The sequence below is a fragment of the Methylophaga sp. UBA1464 genome (genome assembly GCF_002325665.1).
In the GTDB taxonomy this organism is placed as follows: domain Bacteria; phylum Pseudomonadota; class Gammaproteobacteria; order Nitrosococcales; family Methylophagaceae; genus Methylophaga.
Genome location: NZ_DCSO01000058.1, coordinates 22,598 through 24,476, shown reverse-complemented (window position 1 = coordinate 24,476; position 1,879 = coordinate 22,598). Strand labels below are relative to the sequence as shown.

Below are 1,879 nucleotides of genomic sequence, written 5' to 3'. Positions count from 1 at the left end.
AATAAGACAACAGGGACATTCGCCAGCATCATGCCAAGGGTTGTGCCCAATGTAACAAGGAAGAACTGCTGATATTGGGCGGCCAGAATAACGGTGGCGATTTGCGTTTTGTCACCGATCTCGGCCAGAAAAAATAACACTAAAGTTGCGACAAATGCCCCGTAACGATTCAGGTTGGAAGAAGCATCTTCTTCTTTGTCAGGAATTAATATCCATAAAGCAACCGCAATAAAACTGATGCCAATAAGTAACCTGCCAGTTTCAGGAGAGATGAATTCAGTGATCCATACTCCCAGCCAGGCGGAGAGACCGTGATTAAGCAGGGTAGCGAATAAGATGCCGAAAATGATGGGAATGGGGGCACGGAAACGTGCTGCCAGGAATAACGAAAGGAGTTGGGTTTTATCACCAATTTCCGCCAGGGCAACGGTGGTGGTTGAAACAAAAAAAGCTTCCATGATTTGGCTACTCAGGCGGGATAAAAAACCAAAGGCAAATAACAACTACCCGCCTATGGAGTTGTTATTTGCCTCAGGTCTTGCCAATGCCATTCCAGCGAATGACACGAATCTGCCATGCGTCTTGAGGACACAAGTATGTTGACAGATTCACGCACTAGGGTCTGTTTGTCTTTCATCGTCGATGAGAGATAAACAGGCCCTAAGATGGGTAGACTACTCCCCTAAGACAGGGGGCATTATAAGCAGGCTGTTAATTTGCTGCAATGAATGGTTTTTTTATTCTCTGAGTTGCCAGGTGGGCTGGTCGTTTTCATTAATGATGTGGTGTTTGATTAACCATTGCCGCGCATCTTCGGCATCTTCTTCAAACCAGGCTTTGGCACTGCCGAGGCGGAAACTGTAACCCCAACTATCCATATCCAGCATCATCCGATCTCGACCGAGATCAGGCAGAAAATCACTAAGTAAGATCTGCAGATAACAGACGCCATTTTCTTCGTCGTAATCACCGGCCGCATCGGTATCTAAAGTAATGCGCCGTTGACCATCCATGCAGATATAGTGCCCGGCTTCATGTAGTGCCGAATGTACTGGCGTATCAAGCCGCAGCAATAATTGATTGCCTAGCAGTCCAGCTTCACGTTCACCAAAGAAACTGCCGGGTATGGCTTCATGCTCAGCAACCGGTTTGATTTCAATACCGTAAGGCTGAAGCAGTGTTTGCAGATGTTGCTGATAATACGCTGTGCAATTCACCACATTTTGCGGATCAGACACGTCGGGCATCACCAATAATATGATTAATTACCAGGCCTGCCAGCGTTAAACCGAAAATAGAGGGCATATAACTCACCGTGCCATTTACAGCACGGGCCCGTCCGCGACTGACTGGTTCCGGGGGCAATGGTGGTAACGGGTACTCCAGCGAATAAACGGTTTGGATACCTTTACCGACACCGCGCTTGCGTAAATGTGAACGTAACTGTTTGGCGAGTTTGCAAATAGACGTATTCATTAAATCGCCGGTACGCACCTGGTTCGGATCAAGTTTGCCGCCTGCGCCCATGCTGGAGAATACCGGCAACTGATTACGCCATGCGGTTTCCAGTAGGGTGGTTTTGCTGCTCATGCTGTCAATCGCATCAATGATTACGTCAAAGCCTTGATTGAGCGTGTCAGGAATCGTTTCCGGCGTTAAAAATTCAGTAATCAGGTTCAGTTCACATTGCGGATTTATATCTGCGATCCGTTGTGCCATGACTTCGACTTTTAATTTACCGACTGTTGAGTTCAGTGCTACCAACTGACGGTTCATATTGGAGGCTGAGACCACATCATGATCCACCAGTGTCATTTTGCCCACACCCATGCGCGCTAAAGCTTCTGCCGTAAAAGAGCCGACGCCGCCCATACCGGCC

At 47.8% G+C, this 1,879-nt stretch carries 3 protein-coding genes; all 3 read right to left on the bottom strand.

The genetic code is table 11. From position 1 onward, the window contains the following. A partial coding sequence (locus B3O33_RS07250; protein ID WP_292363292.1) for a TMEM165/GDT1 family protein occupies positions 1-458 on the bottom strand: 458 nt, incomplete at its 3' end. Positions 459-737: 279 nt separating this feature from the next. Further along, on the bottom strand, positions 738-1,238 hold the full coding sequence (locus tag B3O33_RS07245) for a hypothetical protein (protein WP_292361596.1): 501 nt from the start codon (positions 1,236-1,238) through the stop codon (positions 738-740). Beyond that, positions 1,231-1,879 (bottom strand): tRNA threonylcarbamoyladenosine dehydratase (locus tag B3O33_RS07240; RefSeq protein WP_292363291.1); only part of this gene is annotated, 649 nt, incomplete at its 5' end. The genes B3O33_RS07245 and B3O33_RS07240, both read right to left, overlap by 8 nt.